The following is a 20,333-nucleotide window of genomic DNA, read 5'->3' as shown; positions in this document are numbered from 1 at the left end:
CATACAAAGGCCCCGGCATATCGCCGGGGCCTTTTTTCTTTGCGCTGCGCCGTTCAAACAAGAAAAATGCTAAATTCATTATTCTAAAGCGGAAATAATATGCAAAGAAGGATCAACAAAGTTGCAGTGCTGGGTTCCGGCGTAATGGGCTCCAGGATAGCCTGTCATTTTGCAGGCGTAGGCGTAAAGGTGCTGTTGCTGGACATGGTGCCCAAAGAACCCAATGATGCGGAAAAGGCCAAAGGATTAACGACAGAGCATCCCGCTGTGAGGAACAGGATCGTGAACGAAGCCCTGCAGGCCGCCGTTAAATCCAATCCCTCGCCCCTCTACACGAAAGAAGCAGCCAGGCATATCAAAACAGGCAACTTCACCGACGATATGAAATCCATTGCCGATTGCGACTGGGTGATAGAAGTAGTGGTGGAGAACCTGGACATCAAAAAGAAAATATTTGAGCAGGTGGAGCAGTTCCGCAAACCCGGCACGCTCATCACTTCCAATACATCCGGCATCCCCATCCACCTGATGGCGGAAGGCCGCAGCGAAGATTTCAAAAAGCATTTCCTGGGCACGCACTTCTTCAACCCGCCGCGTTACCTGCGGCTGCTGGAGATCATTCCCACGCCCCATACTGATCCCGCAGTGACGGAGTTCCTCATGCATTACGGTGATCTTTATCTCGGTAAGACCACTGTGCTTTGCAAGGACACGCCGGCTTTCATTGCCAACCGCGTGGGCGTGTTCTCCATCATGGCCATTTTCCACATCATGCAGGAAATGGGTTTGGGGATAGATGAAGTGGATGCACTGACCGGACCCGTGATCGGCCGCCCGAAATCCGCTACCTTCCGCACGGCGGACGTGGTGGGGATAGACACGCTGGTGAAAGTGGCGAAAGGCGTTGCGGATAATTGTCCCAACGACGAAGCGCGCGACATTATGCAGATACCGCCTTTCCTGCAAAAAGTGGTGGAGAACAACTGGCTGGGCGATAAGACCGGGCAGGGCTTTTATAAAAAGACCAAAGGCGAAGGCGGGAAAGAAATACTCACCCTCGACCTGAAGACCATGGAATACGGTCCGAAAGTGAAAACGAAATTCGCCGGCATCGAAGCCGCCAAACCCGTGGAAGACCTGAAGCAGCGCATTAAAATGCTGGCTGCATCTCCGGACAAAGCAGGGCAGTTCTACCAGGCATTTCATGCAAGGCTGTTTTCGTATATCTCTCACCGTATCCCCGAAATTGCGGATGACCTCTACAAGGTGGACGATGCGATGAAAGCAGGTTTCGGCTGGGAGATCGGCGCATTCGAGACCTGGGACCTGCTGGGCGTGGAAGCCGGTATCAAAACAATTACGGATAAAGGCCTTACCGTTGCGCCCTGGGTGAATGATATGCTGGCTGCGGGCGTGAAGAATTTTTACAAGATCGAGAACGGCAAAAAATATTACTACGACCTCGCTTCGAAGGGCTACAAAGCTGTGCCGGGCGAAGATGCGTTCATCATCCTGGAGAACCACTCCGGCAACATCATCTGGAAGAACAGCGCCTGCAACCTGTACGACCTGGGCGACGGCATCGTGTCGCTCGAATGGAAGACGAAGATGAACACTATCGGCGGCGAGGTGCTGGAAGGCGTGCATAAGGCGATAGACCGCGCGGAGAAAGACTTCCGCGGCCTCATACTCGCCAACGACGCTGCGAACTTTTCAGCCGGCGCCAACGTGGGCATGATCTTCATGCTGGCGGCCGAGCAGGAATACGACGAGCTGGATATGGCCGTGCGCCTGTTCCAGAAAACCACTATGCGTCTCCGTTATTCCTCCATCCCGGTGGTAGTGGCGCCGCACGGGCTTACCCTTGGTGGCGGCTGTGAAATGAGCCTGCATGCAGACCATGTGCAGGCGGCTGCCGAAACGTATATTGGCCTCGTGGAACTGGGCGTGGGCCTGATACCCGGCGGCGGCGGCACCAAGGAGCTGACGCTGCGCGCCTCGGACCAGTACCGCGAAGGGCAGATCGAAAACCCGGTGCTGCAGGAACGGTATCTTACCATCGCGCAGGCCAAAGTGGCGACTTCGGCCCAGGAAGCTTTTGAGCTGGGACTGCTGCGCGAAGGCACCGACGCCATCAGCCTGAACCAGAGCCGCGTGATCGCCGACGCTAAAGAGAAAGCCATAGAGCTGGCCAATGCCGGTTATGTGAAACCCATTGAGCGCACAGATATCCGCGTGCTGGGCCGTTCGGCCCTCGGCGCGATCCTCACCGGCATCAACGCCACGCACTTCGGCAACTACATTTCCGAACACGACGCGAAGATCGCCCGCAAGCTGGCCTACGTCATGTGCGGCGGCGACCTTTCAGAACCTACGCTGGTGAGCGAACAATACCTGCTGGACCTCGAAAGGGAAGCCTTCCTGAGCCTCAGCGGCGAAAGAAAAACGCTCGAAAGGCTGCAAAGCGTGCTGAAAACCGGGAAGCCCGTGCGTAATTAGTTATATATTACATTTGAATTAATATAACCGACTTTGGAAACTAAGCAAATCCTGTCCCTTCACCAGGTATCCAAGCACTACGGGTCTATCCGGGCGCTCAACGGCGTTTCCTTCCATGTTCCGGAAGGCAGTGTATTCGGGGTACTGGGGCCTAACGGCAGCGGCAAAACGACCCTTCTCGGCATTATCATGGACGTTCTGAAAGCCAACGCCGGAACGTACAGCTGGTTCGGCCTGCCGCCGCATCACGACCAGCGCAAGCGGATAGGCTCCCTGCTGGAAACGCCGAACTTCTACCATTACTATTCCGCCGTCCGCAACCTGGAGATCAGCGCAGCTATCAAAGGCCGTGGTGCGGATGATATTGAGCGCGTGCTGCGTCTTGCGGGGCTGTGGGAGCGGAAGGATTCGAAGTTCAGCACCTTTTCCCTCGGTATGAAACAACGGCTGGCCATTGCCGGCGCCCTGCTGGGCAGGCCGGAAGTATTGCTGCTGGACGAGCCTACCAACGGGCTGGACCCCGCGGGCATCGCGGAGATCAGGGAACTGATCCGCAACCTCGGCAGTGAAGGCACCACTGTGATCATGGCCAGCCACCTGCTGGACGAAGTGGAGAAAGTGTGCACCCATGTGGCCATCCTCAAAAAGGGCGACCTGGTGGCCTCCGGTCATGTGGATGAAGTGCTGGCCAACGAGGATATGATAGAGCTAAGCGCTTCCAACCTTGAACGGCTGGAACATGTGCTGAACGCCATGCCCGGGCTGAAAAGCCTCCGCAGGCACAACGGCAGCATACAGGTGATATTCGGGGACGGGCAAACCGCCGAACAGCTGAACCGTTCCTGCTTCGAACAGGGCATCACGCTCAGCTACCTGGCCGTAAAACGCAAGAGCCTCGAAGCAAGGTTCATCGAGCTTACCAATTGACACCACTTTAACCTGACCGCAGAAAAATGATACAACTTCTCAAAATAGAATGGCTCAAAGTAAGAGCGTACCGCACCTTCTGGATATTGACCGGATTGTTCCTGCTGGCTGTGCCGCTGCTTACCTGGGCGTTTGAAAGCATACTGAACTCCACAAACGAAATGGTAGCGCGGTTCCTGAACGCCTTCACGTTCCCGAAAGTATGGGATACCACCGCGTGGATCGGAAGCCTGGCGACCCCGGTGATCGGCATTATGCTGATCATTTTCCTCACCAATGAAAACAATTTCCGCACCGTTCGCCAGAATATCATAGACGGCTGGAGCAGGAACCAATACATTAACGCCAAATTCGGGGTGCTGATTTCCGGATCGCTTTTCATTACCCTCGTAATTGCAGTTACAGCGCTCGTTTTTGGATTGAAGAACGGCGGCGGGGATGTGACCGATGGCAGTATTTTCATCTGGTACACTTTTACGCAAAGCCTCGCATACCTGTCCATGGCGTTCTTTCTCGGCGTATTCATGAAAAGGGCCGGCATCGCTATCGGCATCTATATCATGTATGTATACGTAGGGGAGTTCGCCATTGCCGGCCTGCTCGATTTTAAAGTGAAGTATCACCTCGGCGGGTTTTTACCGCTTGAATGTACGGACAGGCTCGTTCCCGGGATGTTCGACAGGCTCCGCGACCTGATGCGCAAAGGCGGACCGGGCCCGTCCAAAACCGAGTATACGCTGATCGCCTGGGCTTATATTGCTCTTTTCACATACTTCTCCTGGTATAAAATGAAGAAGGTTGATCTATAATTAACCCTATTTTATAAATCCCAGCATGTAAATTTGTTGGCAAAAGTAAGATCGTGAAGAAGGAAAACCTGATACTGGTAACGAACGACGACGGCATTACCGCCCCCGGCATACGCAATCTCATCGAAGCCGTGAGGCCCCTGGGAAAAGTGGTGGTGGTAGCGCCTGACAGCCCGCAATCCGGTAAAGGGCACGCCATCACGCTGGGTTTTCCCTTACGGCTAAACCAGGTGGACATCTTTGAAGGCATAGAAGCATGGACCTGCTCCGGCACACCGGTAGACTGTGTGAAGCTCGCGCGGGACAAGATACTGGACCGTACGCCTGACATCTGCGTAAGCGGTATCAACCATGGGGCCAACCATTCTATCAACATTATTTATTCCGGCACCATGTCTGCCGCCATGGAAGCGGCCATTGAAGGCATCCCTTCCGTGGGCTTCTCCTTTCTCAACTATGCTTACGATGCGGATTTCAGCATTCCCCGGCAGGTAGCGCATGAGATCGCTAAAAAGATGCTGGAAACGCCGTTGCCGCCGCATTCGCTGTTCAATGTAAACATCCCCGACGTGCCGGCCGGTGATTACAAAGGCGTACGTATTGCGCGGCAGGCCAATGCCAAATGGAAAGAAGAATTCGACGAGCGGAGAGACCCGCACGGCAAAAAATATTACTGGCTCACCGGTGAGTTCTCGAACAAGGATTTCGGGAACGATACAGACGTGTGGGCCCTCGAAAACGGCTATACATCCCTTGTGCCTGTACAGTTCGACCTGACGGATTACCGCCTGAAGGGAAGACTGGAAACCGAATGGCAATTCCAATAATCCTATGACCATGTTGAATCAAGACAAATTATCACTCGGCATACTGCTCGGCCTTCTTACCCCGCTGGCCGCCTTCCTGCTGTATTGGCTGCTGGCCGTGTATATGCCGAAAGACGTGAACCTGGCGGACTTCCTGATCTACCTCAAAAACGCCCGCCAGCAGGTACCCAAGGTGATCAGCATCTGCCTGCTCGCCAACGGCATCGTTTTTTACCTCTACACCCGCAAACGGCTCGACCTCACCGCCCGCGGCATTTTCCTGATCACATTGTTGTACGCAATCGTTATCTTGCTGCTCAAAATTATCTGATCAGTTCCGTGAAATTCGTTTTGGGATGAAGTACTATTTAATTGCCGGGGAAGCCTCCGGCGACTTGCATGGCAGTAACCTGGTCAAACAGCTCAGGCAGCAGGATCCGCAGGCTGAGATCCGCTGCTGGGGCGGCGACCTCATGGAGCAGGCCGGTGCTACTGTTGTGAAACATTACAAAGAACTTGCGTTCATGGGTTTCGTGGAAGTAGTGATGAACCTGCGCACCATCTTCAAAAATCTCGACTTCTGCAAAAAAGACATTGAAGCCTGGAAGCCCGACGTGCTGGTACTGATAGATTACCCGGGCTTTAACCTGCGCATTGCCGAATGGGCCAAGCAGCAGGGCCTGAAAGTCGTGTACTACATCAGTCCGCAGGTATGGGCCTGGAAAGAAGGCCGCGTGAAGAAGATCAGGGAGACGGTGGACAAAATGCTCGTGATCCTTCCTTTCGAAAAGGATTTTTATAAGAAATGGAATTTTGAAGTTGAATACGTTGGCCACCCGCTCATCGAAGCGGTGAAAGCCGCCAAGGAAGCGCCCGCCCTGCCGCCGTTCTCCACCAAGCCCATCATTGCCCTGCTGCCCGGCAGCCGCAAGCAGGAAGTGGAAAAGAAGCTGCCCGTGATGCTTTCCATGGCGAGGTATTTCCCCGAATACCAGTTCATTATGGCCCAGGCCCCCAGCCTGGACGATAGTTTCATCAAAGGATTTACCGGCGCATATCCCAACGTGTCCGTCGTGAAAGGACAAACCTACGCGCTGCTGTTGCAGGCCACGGCTGCGCTGGTCACTTCCGGCACAGCCACCCTCGAAACCGCCTTGTTCGGCGTGCCTGAAGTAGTGTGCTACAAAGGCAGCCCCGTGTCTTACTTCTTCGCCAAACGGCTGATCAAAGTAAAATACATTTCGCTGGTGAACCTCATTATGGATAAACCTGTAGTGAAGGAACTGATCCAGGACGAGCTCACAGAAGAAAATCTCCTCAAAGAACTGACCCTTATTTTAAAAGATACGGCCCGCCATGAGCAGATGAAAGCCGACTACGCCATGCTGTGGACGCTGCTGGGCGACGGCACCGCCTCCCGCAAAGCGGCGGAAGCGATCGTGGCCATGGTGAAGTAAGCAGCACTACAAATAATGCCTGATCACTTTGATCAGCATTACGATGATCGCGATGAGGAACACGATGATGGAGATCCGGTTCATGCCGTGCATCAGCTTCGTATTGGTGTTCAGCGGTTCTGATTTGTCGCGCTTTTTGATGTAGAGATATTGCAGTATTTGGCGCCAGATGCTTTTCATGCCCCAAATATCCGCAATGTTTCCATTTTGTCAATAACCGTTATTTTTACCCCGCTTTAACTGCACGTTACAGATATGAGGAAAATATTATTGGCGCTGTGCCTGGCCCTTTCCCTGCCGGTATTTGCACAGACGCGTTTTGCATTGAACAGTGAATGGCAATTCAGGAGAACAGACGAGAACATCTGGCGGAAAGCCACCGTGCCGGGTACCGTGCACACAGACCTGCTGGTGCACCGGCTCATCCCTGACCCTTTTGCCGGGGCCAATGAAAAAGGGTTGCAATGGATCGATAAAAAAGACTGGGAATACCGCACCACCTTTGCCGTGCCGGCCAAAGTACTGGAGCAGGATGGCATCGCGCTGGACTTTACCGGCCTGGATACCTATGCGGACGTTTACCTGAACGGCCAGCTGATCCTCGAAGCGAAGAACATGTTCGTGGGTAAACAGGTGAACATCAAAAAATATGTGAAAGCCGGCGCCAACCAGCTGCGCATCTACTTTCACAGTCCTATTGCGCATGATATGCCCAAATTCATGAACGACAGGCTGGTATACCCCGCGGGCAATGATGCAGACGATATCCCGCTGAGCGTGCATGCCCGCAAAGCGCCCTACCACTATGGCTGGGACTGGGGCCCGCGGTACGTGACCAGCGGCATCTGGCGGCCTGTGTATCTCGTGAGCTGGAATGAAATGCAGCTGCAGGATGTATGGATACAGCAAAAAAAGCTCACCGATGCAACTGCCGAACTGGTAGCCCATGTAAAGCTCAATGCCGTGAAAGAAGGCGCTTACCGGGTGGTCGTACAAAGCGGCGACGGCTCTTTCAAAACAGTATCTTTTGCCCGGCAGTGGGCTGACGGCAACCAGGAGATGGACATCCCGTTCACTATTCCCAAACCGCAACGCTGGTGGCCGAACGGGCTGGGCGCGCAACGGCTATATCCCCTGACAGTGGCCATAGTCAAAGGACAGGATACCTTGCAGAAAATGCAGCGCAGGATAGGACTGAGAACTATAGAAGTGATCAATGAGGCAGACAACATGGGCACCAGTTTTTACCTGAAAGTGAATGGCCGTCCCGTGTTCATGAAAGGCGCCAACTACATTCCCTCCGATAATTTCCTGCCCCGCGTGAGCCCGCAGCAGTATGAGAAAATGTTTGCGGACATGCAGTCTTCCCACTTCAATATGATCCGCGTATGGGGCGGCGGCATTTATGAGAACGACCAGTTCTACGACCTTGCAGACGAAAAAGGCATCCTCGTATGGCAGGACTTTATGTTCGCCTGCACGCTCTATCCTTCAGATAAAAACTTTTTGGAACAGGTAAAAGAAGAAACCGCTTACAACATCGCGCGGTTGCGCAATCACCCTTCCCTGGCACTCTGGTGCGGCAACAACGAAATCGCCGTGGCCATTAAGAACTGGGGCTGGAAAGATGGTTACGCATATTCCGATGAACAGTGGCAGAAAATGCTCAAAGGATACGACACGCTTTTCCTGGACATACTCCGGAAAGAAGTGCAGCAGCATGATCCGGGGCGTTTTTATTTTCCTTCTTCCCCCATCAGCAACTGGGGCAAAGCGGAAGACTTCCGTCACGGCGACAACCACTACTGGGGCGTATGGCACGGCATGGAATGGTTCGAAGCCTTTGCCACGCACATCCCGCGTTTCATGAGCGAATACGGTTTCCAGTCCTTCCCCGAGCTGAACACCGTGCGCACCTATGCAGACAGCAGCCAGTGGGACATCAATTCATTCGTGATGCAGGCCCATCAAAAGAGCGCCACCCGGGGCAATGCGGCCATCAAAACGTACATGGACCATTATTACAAACAACCCCGCAACTTCCCCGCTCTGAGCCAGGTGCTGCAGGCAGAAGGCATGAAAACAGGCATGGAAGCGCATCGCAGGGCTATGCCTTTCTGCATGGGCACCCTCTACTGGCAGTTCAACGACTGCTGGCCCGGCGCATCCTGGAGCGGCATCGATTATTTCGGCCGCTGGAAAGCCATGCAGTATTTCGTGAAAAAGGCCTACGAGCCGCTGCTGGTAAGCAATGCACTGGAGAAAGGTGAAATAAAGACCTACGTGGTGAACGACCGCCTGGAAGATGAAAATCTCCTGCTGGTGCTGCAGCTGATGGATATGGAAGGCAAAGTATTGTCTGAAAAAAAGCTGGCCGTGAAAACAAAGGCCAATACCAGCGAAGCAGTGCACAGCACCGGGAAAGAAGCGCTGCTCAATGGCGCTGACGCAGGCAGGGTAATATTGTACACCAAACTGTTAAAGAACAACCAGCCTGTGTCTGAGAATGTGTTTTACTTTGCTGAAACCCGGAACCTGCAATTGCCCGATCCGGTGGTAACCACGCATGTTACAGTGAACGAAGGAAAGATCTCCGTAAAAGTGAGTACTGATAAGCTCGCGAAGAACGTCTGCCTGCTGCTCGAAGACGATAAAGGCGTTTCGCATTTCTCGGACAACTATTTTGATCTGCTCCCGGGCGCTACAAGGACGCTGCAGCTGGACACAAAAATGTCCGCCGCCGAAGTAAGCAAACAATTACGCGTGCTGCATATTGCAAACGCGTGTGAGAAATAAACAGTGAAACAACACCATGAAAAAGATCATTTTGGCAGCCTGCCTGCTGGCCGCGCTGGGCGCAGAGGCGCAGAACGAGCCATACGTAAAGGAAACAGACCCGCTGGTACTGCAGAAGCTGGATGAGTGGCAGGACTGGAAGTTCGGGTTGATGATGCACTGGGGCACCTATTCCCAGTGGGGTATCGTGGAATCGTGGAGTCTTTGCCCTGAAGACGAAGGCTGGACGCAGCGCAAGCCCGCCGGTATTCCTTATTATGAATACGTGCAGAAATACGAAGCCCTGGCCAATACCTTCAACCCGCAGCAGTTTGATCCCGCCAAATGGGCCGCTGCCGCAAAAAAGGCCGGTATGAAATACATGGTGTTCACCACCAAGCACCACGATGGTTTCAATATGTTCGACACCAAACAATCGCAATACAAGATCACCGCGCCCAACGTGCCTTTCAGCAAGGACCCGCGGGCGGATGTGACCAAAGAAACTTTCAACGCTTTCCGCAAAGAAGGCATCCACATCGGCGCCTATTTTTCCAAGCCCGACTGGAATGTGGATTCTTACTGGTGGCCTTATTTCCCGCCGAAAGACCGCAACCCGAGCTACGAGATCGCGAAATATCCCGGGCGCTGGAAATCGTTCCAGACCTTCACTTACAAGCAGATCGAGGAACTGATGACCGGCTATGGGAAAGTGGACATCCTCTGGCTGGACGGCGGCTGGGTGCGCCCGCTGAGCATGCAGACCAAAGAATCGCTGAGCTGGAGCAAAACGCCCCCGCAGGACCAGGACATCAACATGCCCGGCATCACGGCCATGGCCCGCAAACACCAGCCCGGCCTGATCGTGGTGGACCGCAGCGTGCACGGCCCGTTCGAGAACTACCGTACGCCTGAACAATCCATCCCCGACAAACCGCTGGATTACCCCTGGGAAACCTGCATGACCATGGGCGGCTCCTGGAGCTACGTGCCCGACGACCGCTACAAATCCGTGAACACGCTCATCCATAACCTGGTAGACATCGTCGCCAAAGGCGGCAACTACCTGCTGAATATCGGCCCCGGCCCTGACGGCACCTGGCACGACGAAGCCTACCGCAAGCTGGACAGCATCGGCACCTGGATGAACACCAACGGCGAAGCCATCTACGGCACCCGTTACATCGCTCCTTACAAAGACGGGAAAGTATGCTTCACCCAGAAAAAAGACGGCAGCGCCGTATATGCGATCTGCTTGCTGGAAAACGGGGAGCAATTACCTTCCGTAATAAAATTCACCGGCATTTCGCCAAAAAAGGGCGCTAAGATGGAATTGCTGGGCTATAAAGGGAAGCTGAGCTGGAAACAGGAAGACGGCGCTGTGGAGATACGTTTACCTGCGGCAGCGCAGAAACGGGGCTGGGCGCATGCTGTGGCGGTGAGGATACAATAAACTTTGTGGAATATTATTTTTATAGCGAAGGCCGTTCTGCAAGGAGCGGCTTTTTTTGCTGCCTTAAAACGCTTTTACCAAAAACACCGTTAGTGCGATGGCAATAACTGTCAGCAGCCAATTGGGGAATGAATCGTCGTACAGGATATTCCGGAAAGGTTTTTTGCCGCGAAGCAGCACCCAGCGTATCATTGCGCCGGGATATTCAAAAAGAAACAGGACTATTGATTCAATGATGATATTCCAAATTGTTTCCATTGCGTAAGCTTAGATTACCAACAGTTACCCATCCAAGCACCTGCAATTCTTTTTCAATTCCTTGCCCAAATTTATCTGCTGCAATGCAAAAAGATGCTATTGCTTCTTCAATGGCTTTATCTGCATCATTTTCGTCTTTGGCAATTGTATTGATGCCAAGTAAAGGAAGCTCAACAAGCAAATTGCCATGAACCGTAAGCCTGTTCCATACCGGCATTAGGACCGAAATAGCTAACTTCCCGCCATTCCTGGTAATTTTGATATTTGCTTCGGTAATCATTTTTTATTGTTTATGTATCGCGATAAAGATATCGGTTTTTGTAAAGCAAAAGTTTTTTGAGGCTGATTGTTTTTCACTCATTAACATTCCATAAAAAAGGGCGCCCTTCAAAGCGCCCTTCAAATTTTTTCGATATAAAAAATCATCTCCCCGCATCTTTCACCCACTGCCCGAAGTTGAGGGCAACGCCCATGGTGAAGGACACTGGCTGGAAGTATTCGTTCACCTCGTAACCGCTGTAGGTTTCATCGTTCATCGGCACGGAGAACATCAGCTGGCCGAACCATTTCACATAGCGGTAGCCCACTTTCACGGTGAAGGCCGGTTCAAAGAAAGGCACTACTTTATCGCCGAGGCTCATGAAATTGAGGCGGCGGTTCTCGTCATTTTCAAAAACATTTGCGCCCATGGATTGACCGTAGAATTTCACCAGTGAAAAGCGTGTGGCGAAAGAGGCTTCCACTACTTTATGGCTCAGGCCGAAGGCGGGCTGCACAAAAAATTTATTGAACTGGGTGCGCAGTGTATAACCCGCTGTGGATGTGCCTGAAGGAGCGGAGTTGAAATTGCCGTCGAGGGTTTTGAAGGCGCCGTTGCCATAGCCTGCGTATACGTCAAATACTGCGCGCTTTTTGGTGTCTATGGGTTTGAAGAAACCTACGGCGCCTTCGATCACGCCGCCGCGGGTGTTCTTGTCCACGAACAGGTCGTCGTTGTCGCTGTCATTGTCTTCGTCGAAGAAGAGGGCGCGGTTTACGTACTGGCCGTTTACCATCACGCCGATGTTATCAGTAATGGCGTAGGCGACCTGCCAGTTGGACAGGGAGAGATTGGCTTTGAATTCGTTTTTTTCTTTCAGCAGGGGAGCGTTTACCTGGTTGGGCACGTAGATGTCGCGGCTGCAGGAGGCGAGGCTCAATACGGCCATTACCGGTAAAAGAATGCGGATGATTTTTTTCATAAAGTTGTTGTAGGTTTTAAATAAGAACTATCGCTGAGACGATTCCCGTGGAATAAGCTCTACTTCAAATACATAATTCCGGGTGATCTTGATTTTATCTTCTTTGTTGATCAGCTGCACCAGCGTTTCCACCGCCTTTTCGCCCATGCGGTAGCCGGATTGTTCGATGGTAGTGAGCGAAGGGCTGATGATGCGGCTGGACAGGTCGTTGGAATACCCCACCACTTTCACCTGTTCCGGCACCTGGATGCCCTTGCGGCGCGCTTCCTGTATAAAAGCGACGGCGGAACTGTCGTTGGCGGCAAACAGCCCGTCTGGCAGGTTGTCTAACGCGAAAATCTGCCGCGCGGCTTCGGCGCCGGCGTCGAGGGTGAGGTTGTGCACGTAGATCAGGGAATCGTCGTAAGGGATCTTGTGTTTGGCTAAGGCTGCTTTGTAGCCTGCGAGGCGCTGCTGGTACAGGTTACAGGTAAGCTGGCCGGAGAAATGGGCAATGCGTTTGCAGCCCTGTTTGATCAGGTGTTCCGTGGCCAGGAATCCGCCTTTGAAATCGTCTCCCGTGATGGAATAACCCGGGAAATCGATCGGCACGCGGTCGTAGAACACGAGCGGGATATTGTTGCGTATGAATGGAGAAAAATGATCGAAGTTGGTGGTGAACATGGACGCTACGGCCAGCAGCCCGTCTACCCTGAGTGAAAAGAAGGTGTGCACCAGTTCTTTTTCCATGGCCACCGTTTCGTCTGACTGGCCGATCACGATGCTGAAACCGTATTTGTGGGCTTCGTGCTGGATGCCGCTGATGGCGGTGCTCTGGAAGTACATGCTGGTTCTGGGTACGATAAGGCCCAGGATGTTGGAACGTTTTTTCCGGAGGCTGGAGGCGATCCAGTTAGGCACGTATCCCATTTCGGCGGCAGTGTCCTGCACCTTTAAGCGGGTTTCCTCGTTGATCAGCGGATTATTCTGCAGTGCGCGGCTGACGGTGGATGCACTGAGCCCTAATGCCTGTGCGATGTCGTAGATCGTTATCTTATTGGTGTTATGACGTTCTTTCACGTTGAGGCATGTAGATTTAGGGCGATATTAAGAAAATTTATTGATGTGTGTATTTTTGCACCCCATGAAGCATCGCATTAAACGGACTTACAGGATAGCGCGGTATGTAATATACCGCGAAACATTGGTAGATAAAAGGGATATGGCCTGGTCGTTCCTCGGGGCTTTCCTGGGCGTGGGCCTGATCGGCGCGCTCAATCATTTTTACCTGCCCGCGCGGGACAATCTCTTCGTGCTGGGCTCTTTCGGCGCATCCGCCGTGCTTATTTACGGGCACACCCAAAGCCCGCTGGCCCAGCCCCGCAATGTGATCGGCGGGCATGTGCTGAGCGCCATCACCGGGGTTACCATGTGCATGCTGATCTCCGCTCCTGAATGGGAATGGCTGGCCGGCGCGCTGGCCGTGGCCTGTTCCATCGTTGTTATGCAGCTCACCAAAACGGTACACCCGCCCGGCGGCGCCACGGCTTTGCTGGCGGTTGCCGGCAGCCAGAAGATCAGGGCGCTGGGGTACCTGTATGTGCTGAGCCCCGTGGCTACCGGCGTTTTTATGCTGCTGCTGGTGGCTTTTATCGTAAATAACATCCCCGGCAACCGCAATTATCCCGCCCGCGGGAAGTGGTGGTAGCGCTGCGCAAATACAATAAATGAACGGCTGATATCTTTAAGTACGCTGTACTTTTATTGGTATAGGGTTGTGATTTGCTTTTAAAACAAGACCGCCCCGGCATTTGCAGCCGGGGCGGTCTTGTTTTATGCAGCTATTGCATTGATTATTTAGGATCCAGTGCAGTGGCAATGCGTTCTGCCAGATCCTGCAGGTGGTAACGGCTCATGGCGTCCGGGGCGGCTGCAGCTGCGCTGCGCACTTCGGAGCGGAGAGCGGTGAGCTGCGCGCGGGCGAGGCTCGAAACATCCGTACGGGTCGGGTTGGGAACCATGGAAGCGAACTGGGCAGGCACGCCGGACATATCCGGTTTGCTCAGCAGGCCGGCAAGGCTGTTCACATACGCTTTCTGGAGGTTCCTCCTGTAGATGTCGATCTGTTTGCCGGGCAGTTCTGAGAAAATGCCTTTTTTCAGGTCGCCCAGGAATTCGGAAGCTTTGTAGGTATCAGATTCCATGGCTTCCGCGTTCAGCAGCTTGTTGATGGTGGCTGCGCTCAGCAAACGGCCCAGCACTGCTTCCTGGCGGGCCAGGATCAGGCCGGGGGCATCGGCTTTTACCCTCGCCAGGATGTCTTTATTGATCAGCCAGGTAGGCGTGGTAAACAGCTGTGCCTGGAGAAAAGCTACTGCTTCCTTCTGGGTGGCCTTCGGTACGTTTTCGTAGATGGCGCCGTTCTGTTCAACAGTTTTGGGCGTTTCGTAGATACCGCCTACGTTTTTGGCCACGTGGCCCATGTAGCGGGTATATTGGCCGAGCACTTCGCCGTACAGCTCGCTCAGGGTGGCGTAACCTTCATTCTCGGTGCGCGTCCAGGCCATGAGGTTGGGCACGATGCGCTGCAGGTTCTTAATGCCGTAACCGCTGGCTTTCATCGCGTTGTCGCCAAGGTCTTCATTCTGGCTGCGCGGATCGTCGGGGTTGGTTTCAGTGCCGAACCAGTATTTTTTATCCTGCATTTTGCTGATCACCCATTTGTTGAGGGTGCTTTTCTCAGAATCTTCGTCGGTGCCGGGGATGGCTTTGTAGCCCCATTCAATGGCCCATTTGTCGTAATGGTTGATGCGGGGGTACAGGTCTGCGCCGGAAATGCCGTCGCCGGGCTGGGCTACGTAGTTAAAACGGGCGTAGTCCATGATGGAAGCGGCATGGCCGTTCTCTTTCACCCAGTTCTTGTCGCGCAGCTTTTCAACCGGGTAAGCGGAGCTGGAGCCGAAGTTGTGGCGCAGGCCGAGGGTGTGGCCTACTTCGTGGGAAGATACGAAGCGGATCAGTTCGCCCATCAGCTCATCGTCGTAGACCATTTTTCGGGCGCGTTCGTCGTTGGGCGCCGCCTGGATGAAGTACCAGTTGCGCAGGAGGCGCATTACGTTGTGGTACCAGTTGATGTGGCTTTCCAGGATCTCGCCGGAGCGGGGATCGTGTACGTGCGGGCCGGAGGCGTTGGGCACATCGGAAGGTTTGTATACGATAGCGGAATAGCGGGCGTCTTCCAGGCTCCAGGTGGAGTCTTCGTCTTTGGTAGGCGCCATTTTCGCTAGAATGGCATTTTTAAAGCCGGCCTGCTCGAAAGCTCCCTGCCAGTCGTTCACACCCTGGATGAGGTATTTACGCCATTTGGCCGGGGTAGCGGGATCGATATAGAATATGATGGGTTTTTTAGGTTCCACCAGTTCGCCCTTTTTCCATTTCTCCACGTCTTCAGCTTTGGGCTCCAGGCGCCAGCGGGTGATCATGGTGAGCCTTTTAACACCCTGCGGGTCCGCATCGAAGTCGGTAAGACTGGTCGCGAAATAACCTACGCGGGGATCGAAATAGCGGGGCTGCATGGGCTTTTCAGGCAGCAGTACCATGGAGCTGTTCAGCTCGATGGTGGCAAAGCCGCCGCCGGTGGGAGGCATGCCGGGCATGGGAGAAGAGCCGCTTTTGGTGTAGGTCTTAACGGTCTTTATTTCCACGTTGCCGGGGTAGGAGCGTACATCCTGGATGTATGATTTATCCGGCTGGGGAGCGCCCAGCTTGAGCATGCCTTTCAGGCTGCCGTCGAAGAACAGGATGTCGTTATCGCCGTTGATATAATCGGTGAAGTCCAGCACGGAGCCGTTGTTGTCTTTCGAAAGCGCTTTAACGTCGAAAGAAGCGACAATGGGCTGGATGTTGGAGTTCAGCACGGAAACGTACATGGGCTGGGTGGAGTCTTTGGAACGCTCTGCGAAGGAGATGTTCTTCAGGAAGATGCGGTTGTTGGGCCCTTTTTCGAAGCGGATCACGTTTTCGTTGATCTGGTCGCCGCCGAATCCGAACATACCTACGCGCATGCCGGCAGCTGCTTTGGACATACGGTTTACCACGAGGATGTCGCGGCCGAGGAGGTTGTCAGGGATCTCCACGAAGAACTTATCGTCCTGCTTGTAGATGTTGAACATGCCTGAATCTGCCTTGGCTTTGGGAGTGATAAATTCCGCGAATTTTTTGGGCGCCGGTTTGGGCGGCCCGCCTGCGGGCGGTCCCTGAGGTTTGGTTGAATCTTTGGGTGCTGTGGCGGCTGGTTTAGATTGGTCGTCTTTTTTCTTTCTCTGTGCCCCGGCAGCATAGGGAGTGAACATGCAGGCAGCGCACATGAGACCTGCGACTGCTGCAGTTAATTTGCTCGGTAAATACATTGGTTGTTGTTGGTTTTATTGATTTGTAAGGAATTAATATGAATAAATAAGTATGGGCAAAGAAAGGGATAAGTGTTAAATTAACAGATAAAAATCCATAAATGTGCAAAAGCAGGTAGGAACGGAAAGAAAAAGCCGTAAATTGCCGTTACGGATGTGAGAACACTAATTACCATGCCAACGACTGAAACTCCACGCTAGTGAAGGTAGCCCGCCGTTAAGCAATGAATTAAATTTTTGTTGGATCATTTGAAAATTTTCTTAAATTGTGCGTCCAACTTTGAAAAAAATCAATCGATTCCCTTGCAGTGGGGGCTGGGTTGGATGAGGACGGTACGAGTTATATTATTTGTTTTACTTATTTAAGTGTTTGCTCAATAAATGTGAAAGGTGGAAATGCTCTGTTTACGGGGCTTTGAGGGGTATGGTTAAATTTCTTGGGTGACACTTGTTTTTTTGAGGAAGGCTTATAACTTTGCGAATCACTGATTATAAGCCGGTTATTTTTGTGAGTTTGAGAAAAAATGCGATCTAAATCTTAATTACTAACAAACAAACAGTTTAATTTTTAACACTAAAATTCAATCAACATGGCTGAGACTAAAACAACTGTGACTGCAGCTGCTGCCAAAACATCCTCTCATCAGGCCAAGAAGTCTTCCAACTTATTTGCGATCCTGGCTGTGCCCATTTGTATTGTCATCGGGTACGTTTTTTATGCTTTCGTATTAGGAAATCCCGCGAATTTCCAAGGCGGCAATCCTGAGAATCACCCGGTTGAAGCAGGTATCGGCAAATGGTTTGGTACTGTACACAAAGGCGGTGCTATCGTGCCTATCCTGATCTCAACCCTGTTGATCTGCCTCACTTTCGTTATTGAGCGCTTCCTGTACCTGGCAAAAGCCAAAGGCAAGTTCAGCGGTTCTGAGCTGGTACGTAAAGTGCAGTATCACCTGGCCAACAAAAATGTTGACGCAGCCCTGGCTGAGTGCGACAAACAGAAAGGTTCCGTAGGTAACGTACTGAAAGCCGGTCTGAAAAAGTACAAGGAAATGATCACCAATACTGAGCTGGATACAGATCAGAAGATCCTGACCATTAAGAACGAGATCGAAGAAACCACTGCGCTGGAACTGCCGATGATGGAAAAGAACCTGGTGTTCCTGTCTACCATCGCTTCCGTAGCTACCCTGCTTGGTCTGTTCGGTACGGTACTCGGGATGATCAAGGCGTTCTCCGCGATGTCTTCCAGCGGTGCACCTGACTCTGCCGCCCTGGCGCTTGGTATCTCTGAGGCCTTGATTAACACGGCTTTAGGTATCGGTACATCCGCTGTAGCGATCATCATGTATAACTACTTCACTACCAATATCGATAGCATCACTTACGCTATTGACGAATCTGGCTTTACTTTGACACAATCTTTCGCAGCCAACCACAAATAATTTCGTAAATTATAGTGTGGAATCTGCGGGGAATTGAATCTAATTAAGTGAACCAAATAAAAGGAGTAAGATGCCAAAGGTAAAAATGCCCAGGAAAAGCACCCTCATCGACATGACTGCGATGTGTGACGTAGCGTTCCTGCTGCTGACCTTCTTCATGCTGGCAACCAAGTTCAAACCGGACGAGCCGGTGGCGGTGGTTACTCCCTCCTCTATCAACACGCAATTACTGCCGGATTCCGACGTGATTTTGCTGACGGTAGACAAGGACGGGAGAGTGTTCTTCAGCATGGACGGTCAGCCGAAAAGAAAACAACTCATCGAGGATCTGAATACCAACTTCAAGCTGAACCTTACCCCTGCACAGATCAGGAATTTCCAGGTGGGTTCCAGCGTTGGTACGGACTTCAAAAATCTGGGCCGGGTTCTTTCCATGAGCGCAGATGAGCGTAAGAACTCCAAAGCTGAAACAGGCATCCCGATGGACTCAACCAACAATGAGCTCGCCATCTGGATCGAATATGCCCGTTCCGCCCAGGGGAACAATAACAAGCTGAAATATTGCATCAAGGCAGACAATGAAACGCCTTACCCCGTGATCAAACGGGTGCTGGATACCTTCAAAGAGAAGAAGATCCAGAAGCTGAACCTGGTGACCAACCTGGAAGCCAAGCCGGCGGGCTCTGCTGCTGCAATATATGAAGAGCAGCATCAGTAAAAATGATGCCCTGAGCAGTAAACAACATTAACAGACCAAAAAAAATTTGCTACCATGGCTGAAATGGATACCAGTAGTAAGGGCGGTGGCGGTAAACACGGTGGAACCAAGTCGAAAAAACTTTCTACCCGTGTGGACATGACTCCGATGGTGGATCTCGGGTTTCTCCTGATCACCTTCTTCATGTTGACCACCACCATGTCCAAGCCCAAAACGATGGATCTGATCATGCCCAAGGATACTGAGAAGCAGGAAGAGCAGAACAAGGTGAAAGAAAGCACCGCTCTCACGATCCTCCTTGGCAAGAAGAACCAGGTTTACTACTACGAGGGATTGGCGCAAGACCCCAATGCCTCCAGCAACCCGGACTTCTTTAAAGCAACTACGTTTGCCAACACCGGCGGCATCCGCGACGTGATCATCAAGAAGCGCGATGAAGTGGCCAGGCTGCGTAACTTTAAAGGCGAACCCGAAGACGTAGTGGTGATCATCAAAGCAGATGACGGCGCCACCTACCAGAACTTTGTGGATTTATTGGATGAAATGGCTATCAATCGTATCCAGCGTTATGCTACGGTGGATATCAGCGACCAGGACAAGCAATGGATCAAGTCTACTGAAGCCAGCAACGGCATCCAGTAGGTTTATGGAAAAAACTAATTTTTTGCATCCATCAATAAACATGTAACAATGGATTCAGCTAAAATCCTTAAGTCCGACTTTCTTGACATCCTGTTTGAAGACAGGAACAAGAACTACGGCGCTTATGAACTTCGCAAGAAGTACGACCAGCGCGTGCGGAACTCCATTCTGGGTACAGCTGCATTGGCCTTGTTGATCGTCGGTAGCTACCTGATTTATCTGAATCTGAAAGGTAGTGAAGCAGACAAGAACACCAAGCCTGTAATCGAGGATATCAAACTGGAGGACGTGAAGTTGCCGGATGATCCGAAAACTCCGCCCCCTCCGCCTCCGCCGCCCGCACCACCCCCGCCCGTGAAGCCTTCCGTGCAGTTCACGCCGCCGGTGATCAAAAAAGATGAAGAAGTAAAAGCCGAAGAAGAGCTGGTAAAACTCGACGAGATCAAGGATAAAGCCGTATCTACCAAAACGGTAGAAGGCGATCCCAACGGTATCGATCCGGGTCTGATCAACGATTCCAAAGGTACCGGCGTTGTAGACGCTCCGCCCCCTCCTCCGAAGGAAGAGATCTTCACATTCGTGGAGCAACCTCCTACCTTCCCCGGTGGCGACGATGCGCTCAACAAGTTCCTGAGCAATAACATCCGTTATCCGCACCTGGCAACTGAAAACGGTATCTCCGGTACAGTATTCGTATCCTTCGTTGTTGACTCTGAAGGTAACATCAAGGACGTGAAGACAGTAGGCGCACCCAAAGGCGGCGGTCTTGAAGAAGAAGCCATCCGCGTGGTGAAGAAAATGCCGAAATGGAAACCAGGTAAACAGAACGGACGCCAGGTATCTGTGCAGTTCAACCTGCCGATCCGCTTTACCCTCCAGGAGTAGTATTTAGTCTCAAGCTAGTATGAAATATAA

The 20,333-nt window shown here is 52.3% G+C and carries 18 protein-coding genes; 13 read left to right on the top strand and 5 right to left on the bottom strand.

Annotation, left to right across the window (positions count from 1 at the left end; all coding sequences use genetic code 11):
- The first annotated feature begins 99 nt into the window (after nucleotides 1–99).
- Genes R3I13_RS02015 through lpxB form a run of 6 tightly spaced genes read left to right on the top strand, consistent with a single transcriptional unit; the run spans nucleotide 100 to nucleotide 6,498 of the window.
- A complete protein-coding gene (locus tag R3I13_RS02015; RefSeq protein ID WP_346316244.1) occupies nucleotides 100–2,499 on the top strand; it encodes a 3-hydroxyacyl-CoA dehydrogenase/enoyl-CoA hydratase family protein in 2,400 nt (799 codons plus the stop codon).
- 33 nt (nucleotides 2,500–2,532) lie between these two features.
- Nucleotides 2,533–3,426 (top strand): ABC transporter ATP-binding protein, encoded by an 894-nt coding sequence (locus tag R3I13_RS02010; protein ID WP_346316243.1) that lies wholly within the window; start codon nucleotides 2,533–2,535, stop codon nucleotides 3,424–3,426.
- Nucleotides 3,427–3,452: 26 nt separating this feature from the next.
- The gene (locus R3I13_RS02005) at nucleotides 3,453–4,235 is read left to right on the top strand and encodes an ABC transporter permease (protein ID WP_346316242.1); all 783 of its coding nucleotides are present in this window, start codon (nucleotides 3,453–3,455) and stop codon (nucleotides 4,233–4,235) included.
- A gap of 53 nt (nucleotides 4,236–4,288) precedes the next feature.
- Nucleotides 4,289–5,062 (top strand): 5'/3'-nucleotidase SurE, encoded by a 774-nt coding sequence (gene surE / locus R3I13_RS02000; protein ID WP_346316241.1) that lies wholly within the window; start codon nucleotides 4,289–4,291, stop codon nucleotides 5,060–5,062.
- 10 nt (nucleotides 5,063–5,072) lie between these two features.
- Nucleotides 5,073–5,372: a hypothetical protein gene (locus R3I13_RS01995; RefSeq protein WP_346316240.1), complete on the top strand. Its 300-nt coding sequence runs from the start codon at nucleotides 5,073–5,075 to the stop codon at nucleotides 5,370–5,372.
- Between the two features lie 25 nt (nucleotides 5,373–5,397).
- Nucleotides 5,398–6,498, top strand: a complete 1,101-nt coding sequence (lpxB, locus tag R3I13_RS01990) for a lipid-A-disaccharide synthase (RefSeq protein WP_346316239.1) — start codon at nucleotides 5,398–5,400, stop codon at nucleotides 6,496–6,498.
- 6 nt (nucleotides 6,499–6,504) lie between these two features.
- Here the strand turns inward: lpxB and R3I13_RS01985 are convergent, their stop codons facing one another.
- Nucleotides 6,505–6,678, bottom strand: coding sequence for a DUF6728 family protein (locus R3I13_RS01985; protein WP_346316238.1), 174 nt, complete (start codon nucleotides 6,676–6,678; stop codon nucleotides 6,505–6,507).
- 75 nt (nucleotides 6,679–6,753) lie between these two features.
- Here R3I13_RS01985 and R3I13_RS01980 point away from each other — a divergent pair, with 75 nt between their 5' ends.
- Nucleotides 6,754–9,294: a glycoside hydrolase family 2 protein gene (locus tag R3I13_RS01980; protein ID WP_346316237.1), complete on the top strand. Its 2,541-nt coding sequence runs from the start codon at nucleotides 6,754–6,756 to the stop codon at nucleotides 9,292–9,294.
- Nucleotides 9,295–9,310: 16 nt separating this feature from the next.
- On the top strand, nucleotides 9,311–10,726 hold the full coding sequence (locus R3I13_RS01975; RefSeq protein WP_346316236.1) for an alpha-L-fucosidase: 1,416 nt from the start codon (nucleotides 9,311–9,313) through the stop codon (nucleotides 10,724–10,726).
- 229 nt (nucleotides 10,727–10,955) lie between these two features.
- On the opposite strand, the gene R3I13_RS01970 is transcribed toward R3I13_RS01975, so the two are convergent.
- The 3 genes from R3I13_RS01970 to R3I13_RS01960 all read right to left on the bottom strand — a co-directional run bounded on the left by R3I13_RS01970 (nucleotide 10,956) and on the right by R3I13_RS01960 (nucleotide 13,284).
- The gene (locus R3I13_RS01970) at nucleotides 10,956–11,264 is read right to left on the bottom strand and encodes a hypothetical protein (protein WP_346316235.1); all 309 of its coding nucleotides are present in this window, start codon (nucleotides 11,262–11,264) and stop codon (nucleotides 10,956–10,958) included.
- 142 nt (nucleotides 11,265–11,406) lie between these two features.
- Nucleotides 11,407–12,225: a hypothetical protein gene (locus tag R3I13_RS01965; RefSeq protein WP_346316234.1), complete on the bottom strand. Its 819-nt coding sequence runs from the start codon at nucleotides 12,223–12,225 to the stop codon at nucleotides 11,407–11,409.
- A gap of 27 nt (nucleotides 12,226–12,252) precedes the next feature.
- Complete coding sequence (locus R3I13_RS01960) at nucleotides 12,253–13,284, bottom strand: LacI family DNA-binding transcriptional regulator (protein ID WP_346316233.1); 1,032 nt, start codon at nucleotides 13,282–13,284, stop codon at nucleotides 12,253–12,255.
- 64 nt (nucleotides 13,285–13,348) lie between these two features.
- Between R3I13_RS01960 and R3I13_RS01955 the strand changes: the two genes are divergently transcribed.
- Nucleotides 13,349–13,912 (top strand): HPP family protein, encoded by a 564-nt coding sequence (locus R3I13_RS01955; protein ID WP_346316232.1) that lies wholly within the window; start codon nucleotides 13,349–13,351, stop codon nucleotides 13,910–13,912.
- A gap of 145 nt (nucleotides 13,913–14,057) precedes the next feature.
- Here the strand turns inward: R3I13_RS01955 and R3I13_RS01950 are convergent, their stop codons facing one another.
- On the bottom strand, nucleotides 14,058–16,613 hold the full coding sequence (locus tag R3I13_RS01950) for a zinc-dependent metalloprotease (RefSeq protein WP_346316231.1): 2,556 nt from the start codon (nucleotides 16,611–16,613) through the stop codon (nucleotides 14,058–14,060).
- A gap of 590 nt (nucleotides 16,614–17,203) precedes the next feature.
- Between R3I13_RS01950 and R3I13_RS01945 the strand changes: the two genes are divergently transcribed.
- From R3I13_RS01945 to R3I13_RS01930, 4 genes are all read left to right on the top strand, one after another.
- Nucleotides 17,204–18,058 carry a MotA/TolQ/ExbB proton channel family protein gene (locus R3I13_RS01945; RefSeq protein WP_346316230.1) on the top strand — a complete coding sequence of 285 codons (855 nt, stop codon included), beginning with the start codon at nucleotides 17,204–17,206 and terminating at the stop codon, nucleotides 18,056–18,058.
- Nucleotides 18,059–18,128: 70 nt separating this feature from the next.
- Nucleotides 18,129–18,776 carry a biopolymer transporter ExbD gene (locus R3I13_RS01940; protein WP_346316229.1) on the top strand — a complete coding sequence of 216 codons (648 nt, stop codon included), beginning with the start codon at nucleotides 18,129–18,131 and terminating at the stop codon, nucleotides 18,774–18,776.
- A 54-nt stretch (nucleotides 18,777–18,830) separates the two neighbouring features.
- The gene (locus tag R3I13_RS01935; RefSeq protein ID WP_346316228.1) at nucleotides 18,831–19,418 is read left to right on the top strand and encodes a biopolymer transporter ExbD; all 588 of its coding nucleotides are present in this window, start codon (nucleotides 18,831–18,833) and stop codon (nucleotides 19,416–19,418) included.
- Between the two features lie 48 nt (nucleotides 19,419–19,466).
- Nucleotides 19,467–20,303: a TonB family protein gene (locus R3I13_RS01930; RefSeq protein WP_346316227.1), complete on the top strand. Its 837-nt coding sequence runs from the start codon at nucleotides 19,467–19,469 to the stop codon at nucleotides 20,301–20,303.
- The last annotated feature ends 30 nt before the right edge of the window (nucleotides 20,304–20,333 follow it).

The sequence above is a fragment of the Chitinophaga sp. YIM B06452 genome, from assembly GCF_039655965.1.
GTDB lineage: Bacteria > Bacteroidota > Bacteroidia > Chitinophagales > Chitinophagaceae > Chitinophaga.
This window is presented reverse-complemented; position numbering and strand designations above follow the sequence as displayed.

Bases quoted from the DNA above. Each gene is read 5' to 3' on its own strand.
- R3I13_RS01975 (WP_346316236.1), top strand. From the start codon at position 9,311: ATGAAAAAGATCATTTTGGCAGCCTGCCTGCTGGCCGCGCTGGGCGCA.
- R3I13_RS01980 (WP_346316237.1), top strand. From the start codon at position 6,754: ATGAGGAAAATATTATTGGCGCTGTGCCTGGCCCTTTCCCTGCCGGTA.
- R3I13_RS01995 (WP_346316240.1), top strand. From the start codon at position 5,073: ATGTTGAATCAAGACAAATTATCACTCGGCATACTGCTCGGCCTTCTT.
- R3I13_RS01930 (WP_346316227.1), top strand. From the start codon at position 19,467: ATGGATTCAGCTAAAATCCTTAAGTCCGACTTTCTTGACATCCTGTTT.
- R3I13_RS01955 (WP_346316232.1), top strand. From the start codon at position 13,349: ATGAAGCATCGCATTAAACGGACTTACAGGATAGCGCGGTATGTAATA.
- R3I13_RS02005 (WP_346316242.1), top strand. From the start codon at position 3,453: ATGATACAACTTCTCAAAATAGAATGGCTCAAAGTAAGAGCGTACCGC.
- lpxB (WP_346316239.1), top strand. From the start codon at position 5,398: ATGAAGTACTATTTAATTGCCGGGGAAGCCTCCGGCGACTTGCATGGC.
- R3I13_RS01940 (WP_346316229.1), top strand. From the start codon at position 18,129: ATGCCAAAGGTAAAAATGCCCAGGAAAAGCACCCTCATCGACATGACT.
- R3I13_RS01950 (WP_346316231.1), bottom strand. From the start codon at position 16,613: ATGTATTTACCGAGCAAATTAACTGCAGCAGTCGCAGGTCTCATGTGC.
- R3I13_RS01965 (WP_346316234.1), bottom strand. From the start codon at position 12,225: ATGAAAAAAATCATCCGCATTCTTTTACCGGTAATGGCCGTATTGAGC.
- R3I13_RS01945 (WP_346316230.1), top strand. From the start codon at position 17,204: ATGGCTGAGACTAAAACAACTGTGACTGCAGCTGCTGCCAAAACATCC.
- R3I13_RS01935 (WP_346316228.1), top strand. From the start codon at position 18,831: ATGGCTGAAATGGATACCAGTAGTAAGGGCGGTGGCGGTAAACACGGT.
- R3I13_RS01970 (WP_346316235.1), bottom strand. From the start codon at position 11,264: ATGATTACCGAAGCAAATATCAAAATTACCAGGAATGGCGGGAAGTTA.
- R3I13_RS02015 (WP_346316244.1), top strand. From the start codon at position 100: ATGCAAAGAAGGATCAACAAAGTTGCAGTGCTGGGTTCCGGCGTAATG.
- R3I13_RS01985 (WP_346316238.1), bottom strand. From the start codon at position 6,678: ATGAAAAGCATCTGGCGCCAAATACTGCAATATCTCTACATCAAAAAG.